The 7,976-nt window shown below is 40.9% G+C and carries 9 protein-coding genes; 8 read left to right on the top strand and 1 reads right to left on the bottom strand.

Annotated features, from left to right (window positions below):
- The 6 genes from AC1DWN_RS22295 to AC1DWN_RS22270 form a co-directional block, all read left to right on the top strand.
- Nucleotides 1–780 (top strand): hypothetical protein (locus tag AC1DWN_RS22295; RefSeq protein WP_477561096.1); only part of this gene is annotated, 780 nt, incomplete at its 5' end.
- Nucleotides 781–1,164: 384 nt separating this feature from the next.
- On the top strand, nt 1,165–1,590 hold the full coding sequence (locus AC1DWN_RS22290; protein ID WP_477561095.1) for a DUF2178 domain-containing protein: 426 nt from the start codon (nt 1,165–1,167) through the stop codon (nt 1,588–1,590).
- A gap of 12 nt (nt 1,591–1,602) precedes the next feature.
- The gene (locus AC1DWN_RS22285) at nt 1,603–1,803 is read left to right on the top strand and encodes a helix-turn-helix transcriptional regulator (RefSeq protein ID WP_477561094.1); all 201 of its coding nucleotides are present in this window, start codon (nt 1,603–1,605) and stop codon (nt 1,801–1,803) included.
- A gap of 73 nt (nt 1,804–1,876) precedes the next feature.
- Complete coding sequence (locus AC1DWN_RS22280) at nt 1,877–2,089, top strand: hypothetical protein (protein WP_477561093.1); 213 nt, start codon at nt 1,877–1,879, stop codon at nt 2,087–2,089.
- Between the two features lie 464 nt (nt 2,090–2,553).
- A complete protein-coding gene (locus AC1DWN_RS22275; RefSeq protein ID WP_477561092.1) occupies nt 2,554–3,357 on the top strand; it encodes an extracellular solute-binding protein in 804 nt (267 codons plus the stop codon).
- 398 nt (nt 3,358–3,755) lie between these two features.
- Nucleotides 3,756–4,934 carry a stalk domain-containing protein gene (locus tag AC1DWN_RS22270; RefSeq protein WP_477561091.1) on the top strand — a complete coding sequence of 393 codons (1,179 nt, stop codon included), beginning with the start codon at nt 3,756–3,758 and terminating at the stop codon, nt 4,932–4,934.
- Nucleotides 4,935–5,083: 149 nt separating this feature from the next.
- Here the strand turns inward: AC1DWN_RS22270 and sstT are convergent, their stop codons facing one another.
- Nucleotides 5,084–6,319: a serine/threonine transporter SstT gene (sstT, locus tag AC1DWN_RS22265; RefSeq protein WP_477561090.1), complete on the bottom strand. Its 1,236-nt coding sequence runs from the start codon at nt 6,317–6,319 to the stop codon at nt 5,084–5,086.
- 647 nt (nt 6,320–6,966) lie between these two features.
- Between sstT and AC1DWN_RS22260 the strand changes: the two genes are divergently transcribed.
- Nucleotides 6,967–7,221: a hypothetical protein gene (locus AC1DWN_RS22260; protein ID WP_477561089.1), complete on the top strand. Its 255-nt coding sequence runs from the start codon at nt 6,967–6,969 to the stop codon at nt 7,219–7,221.
- 201 nt (nt 7,222–7,422) lie between these two features.
- A complete protein-coding gene (locus AC1DWN_RS22255; RefSeq protein WP_477561088.1) occupies nt 7,423–7,773 on the top strand; it encodes a VOC family protein in 351 nt (116 codons plus the stop codon).
- The last annotated feature ends 203 nt before the right edge of the window (nt 7,774–7,976 follow it).

Raw genomic sequence — 7,976 nt, 5'->3', positions numbered from 1 at the left:
GGCATTATCATGCTAGGCATTTTATCCATTATCTTAATTATTGTGTTTGAAGGCCAAACCGAACATTTAATCCCGCTTTATGCTGTAGGTGTTTTTATTCCCTTCACTCTGTCCCAGACAGGAATGATTATAAAATGGATTCGTCAAAGGCCTAAAGGATGGATTCCAAAACTGATCATTAACTCAACAGGGGCTCTTATAAGCTTTATTGTCACCATGATGTTTTTCTTAACAAAATTCACTCAAGTTTGGTCCGTCTTAATATTTTTACCCCTTATCATTTACGCCTTTCATCGAATTAGAAAGCATTATGAAGCGGTAGCCGACCAATTGAGAACTACAACTTGTGAGCCAGCTATTCCGATTTCGGGGAATATAATCATTCTTCCTGTGGCTGGTATGACACATGTAGTGGAGAATTCGTTGAACTATGCCAAATCGCTCTCAGCATACCAGATCATTGCAGTTCATGTTCATTTTGAAAGAGAAGATGAAGGATTGTTTGAAGAAAAATGGAGTAAGTGGCAGCCTGACGTGAGGTTGGTAACTCTACACTCTCCTTATAGAAGCATCATTCAGCCACTGACTAAATTCATCGATACCGTTCAACGTAAGGCGAGTGAATCAAATTACCAAGTTACTGTTATTATCCCACAGTTCATTCCAAAGAAAGGTTGGCACAACATTCTACACAACCAATCCAGTTTACTGATTCGTGCACACTTACTGTATCGGAGAAATGTGATTATTACTACTGTACCGTACCATTTAAAGAAATGATCGTCTTATAGTGAACTCCTAGCATCATCGACGCTTCCTTTGCATTCATCAGCCTCACCTCTTATCTCTATTTATCCTTATGCTAAATGGTATTTATGGATAAGTGAAGAGAGGATTATCCGATTAGAAGGTGGGGAAAAGTGGTGTTGGATAGTAACGATAGATCATCCTGCGATTTTTCAAACATTATGACAGCTACCGCGAGGTTGCCCTAGTAATGGCACATTAGGCCCGATTCGCCAGCATAAGGTGAACGCGGGCTTTCTTCCATCTGCACAGGGCAGCCTTTGCACAACAAAAATTAACTATTGACTACTCCATCAAGATTGGGTAATATGAAGTTAACTTCACGTGAAGTAAACTTCATATTTTGAGATGTTAGGGGTGACTTGCTTGAAAAATAGATTTACAGAGCTTTATATATGCACATTAGCCCTTCTCATCATGGGGTTATTTGAAATCATTTGGAATAACACGATAGCTAATACAACAGAAGGATTTGTTTCTGGGATTTCAATATTGTTGGTAGGAGTAGGATTTTTAGCTTTCGCTATAATTTCTCACGTTAAATATAAGGCGAATAGAAAAAAAATGGATCGAGAGATGTCCAAAGAGTATGACGAAAGAGATGATATCATCGAAGGAAAAGCTTCACACTTTACCATGCGTATTCTAATGATGGTGACGATCCTGATGATGTTTCTTTCAAATTGGTTTGCAATTCCAACGAATATTGCTTTATTTCTGATTATAGTATTGTGTGCAAGTACGAATTTATTAGCCAAAAAATATTATAATCATGTTCTTTAATTAGGAGTAGCTATGAAAAATAGAATAAAGGAGTTACGTATAGAACTTGGTATCAAACAACAAGAACTAGCTGATAAAGTAAGTGTTTCTTCAAGAACAATTATATCTTTAGAGAAACAGCAATATAATCCATCTGTTTTACTAGCCTATCGAATATCTTCAGTTTTTAACTTATCGATCGAAGAGGTTTTTATATTTGAGGAAGATGACTGACTGATCATCGTTTGAAAAAATAATTAGTGAGAAAAATTCAATATAGAAACCATACATCATGGAGGTCAAAAATATGGTATTAAAATTATTGTTTATACTATTTGGAGTAGTCTTAGTATTATGGGGCATATATAGAATGAAAACGGATGAAGCGTTTGTTGGAAAGAATCAGAAGAGAAAAAATTTATTTAATCTTCTAATACATGGACAAGCCTCAGGGATCGGACAATTATTAAGTGGGGTTTTATGCATAATTTTAGGGATTGTATCCTTTATCATTAAATAATTATACACATATATATTTAAGGAGCTGCGGAAATCGTGGCTTTTTTATTTTAGGCTATGTTAATTTACATTGTTGATTAATGACAAAATGAAAACCGCCTTATCCAAAAGGCGGTAAATTGGGGCTATTGTATTGCCGTTTGTTTAGTTTGTCGGTTTAATTTTTTCATTTCCTATTGCAACTTATTCTTTATACGGGCACATTTGTTCAAATGTAAAAAATTATGTCTCGTTGCTGGCATTAACACAAGTTGCGATATCGTCATCACTCATGCTGTTTCCGTTAGTACTTCCTCAGCAGTTGGGTACCTACGAAGGTACCTTGATTTATTCTTCACCGGACTAATTTTCAATAGTTTTATGAAACTTTCTAACTATTTTGCAATTACAATCAAACCGTTAAAAGCCTCCTTTCGTTTCCTTTAAAAGCACCAGTAAAAATAACAGATGAAATGAGGAAGATTTATGAAGAAGACCGTGTTCCTATCAGCTCTACTGCTCTTTGTCATTACGGCTACCGGATTGTCAGCCTATGCAAAAATGGACCGTACGACTGCGTCCCAGGCGACACCAAATTCCAGCCAAAGTGATCATGTCATCCGGGTGTACGGACCGGGCGGACCACTTGGACCGATCAAGGAAGCTGCTGAACATTTTTCAGTTGAAACGGGAATCAAGGTGGAAGTAACAGCCGGACCAGAGGGCAAATGGATCGGCCAAGCAAAGCAAGATGCAGATATTATTTTCGGTGGCTCCGAGTATATGCTGCAGGACTTTATCTTTAACCACCCCGAAATGATCGACACTAAATCACGAACGGAGCTTTACCCGCGTGCTGCAGGAATATTGGTAAGGAAAGGAAATCCTAAGAAGATTGAAAGCCTGGAGGATTTAACGAAAAAAGGGGTAAAAATACTCGATGTGAATGGGGCTGGCCAGCTTGGACTGTGGGAAGACCTGGCAGGCAGAAAAGGGCTGATCGAAGGCATTTACCAAAATATTAACCTTTCTGTAAAATCGAGTGCCGAGGCCATTGAACAATGGAAATCGAATTCCAGCCTGGACGCCTGGATTACCTATGAATCGTGGCATTACCGGCTCCAAGATGTGACGGACCTGGTCGAACTGCCCGAAGAAGAAAAGCTCTATCGTGGAACGCCGATCGCCCTGACGAAAATCACCGATCAGAAAAAAGAGGCACAGCAATTTATTGATTATTTAAAAACGGAAAAATCTCACCAAATCTTTCAAAAATGGGGCTGGAAGTAAGGACGAGCCTTAAATCTAAAAAACTGGACTGTAGAATCCATTTTGATTGATATTCTATCAAAATGGATTCTTTGAATTTACCGCAACAGAGAAGAAGTGTTCAAAAAGATTCGTCAATTAGGTGTCGACATCATTCAACGGGCTGGTTAGCGCAAGCCGATGGAATGTTAAGCAAACGAGGATAGTTCCAGTACTAAAGTTGTCTCCTGAGCACCCGGACTAACGAGAAAATAGCTCGTTAGTCCTTTTTTTTATTACAATTTGATACATTCTCTCTATTTACTTATTCGTTGATTATTATAATAATTGAAAGTTGAAATGCTATTATGGATCATATTGGGAAAAGAGGAATGTTAGAAGTGAGTTTGTMGAAATGTATGCGTTCGGGAATGGGTTTAATGTTCATGATGGTGCTCGTGTTGATGATGGCGTTTCCGGCATCCGCTGCGGTCAATGCTAGCAATGTCGAATTGCTGCGATCGGAGCACAAAGTGATCGACGGAAAAATGAAAGTAACCGCTGACGTTCGGGTTCAAACGGGCGAAAGCGTTTCGGTTCTGGCAATCGGATATGATAAAACAGGTAAGATCATCGCGATGGGGAAAGACCACGATTTTATTTTCCAAGGACATACAGAGGTATTTGAATTGATGCTGGATCGTGGGGAGAAGATTGAGAAAGTAGAGGTTAAGGCTTCGGGAGCGATCGAGGAACCTTACAAGATTGTGGCGGAAACCACGGTAATTCAAAAGGATTATTTGGAAGCGATGGTAGCCGTTAAAAACGGTGCAAAAGTTAAAACCATCAGTGCAATCGCCACGGCTTACAACAAAAACGGCAAAGTGGTGGAAGTTAGCGCGAACTCCGATGCCGTGTTCGAAAATAACGTCGCCATTTTTAAAATCAAGCTGCAAGCCCTTAACGAAATCGATCATGTGAGCTTTATGGCCGTTGCCGATGATCAAACCTATTTAGTAGATTACGGGACTTACATAAAGGATGGGAAGCTTGTCTTCACGTCCGTCGTCAAAAATGGGGAAAAGACGCAAAAGATTATGGCCCGGGTTACGCCATATTCGGCGGACGGAAAAGAATTATCCGTAGTAACGAACACGGATGTGGCGTTTAACAACCGCACCGACAATCTTCGCATGGAGATTAAAGATCCAAGCGCCAGCAGCCTTGCCGTGAAGTTTTATGATGAAACGGGAAAACAGGTGATCGTGAAAAGAGGCATCCTTATCACGATTGACGGAAAAGGATTGGCGACCGAACAACCGCCTGTCAACATGGACGGAAATGTGCTGGTTCCCATGCGGTCGATTTTTGAAGCCTTGGGCGCCACGCTGGAATGGGAGCAGAGCACCAAGACGGTGACAGCCACCAGGGGCAGCAAGGAGATCGAGCTGCAGATCGGATCGGATCAGGCGCATATCGACGGACAAAAGACGGCACTCTCCGTCCCTCCGCAGCTGATCAACAGCAACACGATGGTCCCCGTAAGGTTCGTCAGTGAAGCGCTGGGGGCGAAAGTATTCTGGGATCAAGCGTCGCGAACGGTTCTAATCATCCGCTAGTTATGAACATTCAGAGAAAATTAATACAACGCTAGTGAGGTTGCATAACAAACTAAAATCCATACTGCCAAAGGCGTACGTCAGTAAATGAAGCAGAACGGAGAGAACAAAAAAGCAGGGGTCTCTTAGGCCTCCTGCTTTTTTGTTCTCTATGTCTCGACATCAATCGCATATTCCTTGCCTGCTTTACGATTTTTTGCAAATTCGGCTGTGGCCGTAAAAAGTACATCGGAGGATGAATTGAGCGCTGTTTCAAAAGAGTCCTGTAAAACCCCAATGATGAAGCCTACTCCAACGACTTGAATCGCAATTTCATTCGGAATGCCGAATAAGCTGCACGCCAGTGGAATAAGCAAGAGCGACCCGCCGGCAACACCTGAGGCGCCTGCAGCACATACAGCGGATAGGACGCTAAGAATAAGCGCCGTACCAAAGTCTACTTCAATACCAAGCGTATGAACGGCTGCGAGCGTTAGGACGGAAATCGTAACCGCTGCGCCTGCCATATTAATCGTAGCGCCCAATGGAATGGATACCGAATACGAATCCTTATTGAGTCCCAATTTTTCACATAATCTCATGTTGACTGGGATGTTAGCAGCCGAACTTCGAGTAAAGAATGCGGTAATCCCACTTTCCTTTAGGCAACTAAGAACAAGTGGATATGGATTTCTGCGAATATTCAGGTATACGATCAGCGGATTGACAACCAGTGCAAGAAATAGCATGCATCCGATAAAAACGAGAAGCAATTTTCCATAATCGAGCAAGGAAGAAAGCCCGTTTGTTGTAATGGAATCGAAAACAAGTCCCATGATTCCTAAAGGTGCCAAATTGATGACCCATTTGACGATATGAGATATCGCATCTGAAAAATTGCCAAGCATGGTTTTGGTACTTTCTTGGGCATTTCTTAAAGCAATACCAAGCAGGACAGCCCAAGCCAGGATCCCTATATAGTTGGCATTCATTAGGGCGCTTACCGGGTTGTCAACGACCTTAAGCAGCAATGTTTTAAGTACTTCTGCAACCCCATCAGGCGGAGTCAGATTTTCGGCATTTTTTACGAGTGACAAGGTTACCGGAAATATAAAACTTGCAATTACTGCGATCAGCCCCGCCAGAAAAGTGCTTATCCCATAAAGGATGGTAATCGCTTTTATATTGGTGTGAAGACCTTTTTTATGATTGGAGATGGCGGACATCACCAGAAGCAAAACCAATAGGGGCGCAACCGCTTTTAAAGCAGATACAAACAAAGAGCCGAAAATGGTGATCCCTTTTGCATTAGGAATCGATAAAGCCAGAATAATACCGATAATAATGCCAACAAGTATTCGTTTTATAAGGCTAAATTGATTCCACTTGCGTATAAATGTTGTCATGAATTCCCTCCGATGTGAATGCGGAAATATATCTAAGTCCAGTAGGTCATCATGAGGCAGGTATATTTCAATGGTAGTTTACCATGAACAATTCGATTATTCGATGCGTAAATTTTTACAATAAAATAGAAACCATAATGAGGAAAAATTTCAGTATTTTCAAAGGTAACAGCTAGACTAGAGAAGGGCGCCGCGGGCAAGCTGCAGCTGCTGCAAATAGATGAACTCAACAAAATAATTGCATCTTAGATGGCGAGATGATCATCCTGGATCCGGAAGGGAATCCGCCGTTACCAGTGTTCTTCACTTTACATTTGATAACCGGCTCGGGAATCTTCCATCCGTTTCGTTTGTCGCGGACGAGCTGCCGAGCAATGGAATAGAACGCTTTGCGAATCGGATCCGGAGGCAGAAACTAATGGTGCTACTGTTACTCAGCCGAAATTGGATCTTGGGGAGTCTAGCTTACATAGTAGATCCGACGGTAGTACATCTGGGGTTAATTCAGTATAAATAGAGAATAGCAACCCTCATTAATGCCAATGAGGGTTTATTTACTTGTAGGTTCCACTAACGGGAGGATAATTCAACTGGTCACCGAATACTTAACTCAGGTTTTAGGTCGTAAAAGGATAAGGGTGAATTATGTGCCGAATGATTACGTTTGGGGAATTTTCGTTGCTGATGCTTCAACTGGTTTTCCAAATTTCTTTCCAATAGGTATTTACAACACACGTGAGTTAGCCATTAATGAAATCGAAGCCTTGCCAAGAGATCACAATTATCAATTACTTCGAATGCCACTAAATAATAACTTCGCATATTACCATAAAAAGAGTGGTAAGTTGGTTGGAATGAATGCGATCCATCATGAACATTTTCATTTCAAAGATGAAAGTTAAACCTATTGGTTGTTACGCTAACGGGAAACTATAGTTTAACAATCACCATAACGAGGCTGCCGGCATGCAACGGCAACCTTGTTGAGCTAACAGGCAGGATATGTTAATCAACTCGCGAATACTACAGATAATCATTAGCAAAGATTCTTCATGAACCATAAAAAATGGTATCCTCAAAAAGTGAAGGGGAAGCATAGCCTTATGAAACTAGGACATATAATGATTTTCGTCAATGACATGACAAAGGCGAGATGGTTTTATTCTGAATTGCTGGGTTTGCAAACACTGTTAGAGCAAGAAAATAAGCTTGTATTTGCCCTTGACGGCTGCCAGCTTATAGCTTATAAGTGTGAAAAGACCAAAGAAATTGGAGATTATTCAAACGAGGCTAGAACAGTTTTGGTGTTTGAGGTCGTATCTGTTGAGCAAACTTATAAGGAAATGAAGGAAAAGGGTATTCCATTTTTGCATGATAAACCTACTCAAGGGCGATATGCTGCTTTCGTTGATCCGTTTGGTAACGTACATGAAATCGCTGAATCGTTCGATTGAGATTCGTTAACTTTGTTACAAACAACGTGGTGAAACATATTACAAAGGTATTGCACTAACGCAGAACGATAGTTAAAAGCAAGAAGGCAGCCGGCCAGATGATAGGGTACTGAAGAAGTAGTGTTTTTGAAAAAACCATGAATTAGGGGGTTCAAATATGTCTCCCTACACGCAAAATGAGCCTTAGAAGTGATTCTAGAGGC

This window comes from Paenibacillus sp. P4_A7 (assembly GCF_056402455.1).
The sequence above is the reverse complement of the archived record's forward strand: the minus strand, read 5'-3'. Positions and strand labels throughout refer to the sequence as shown.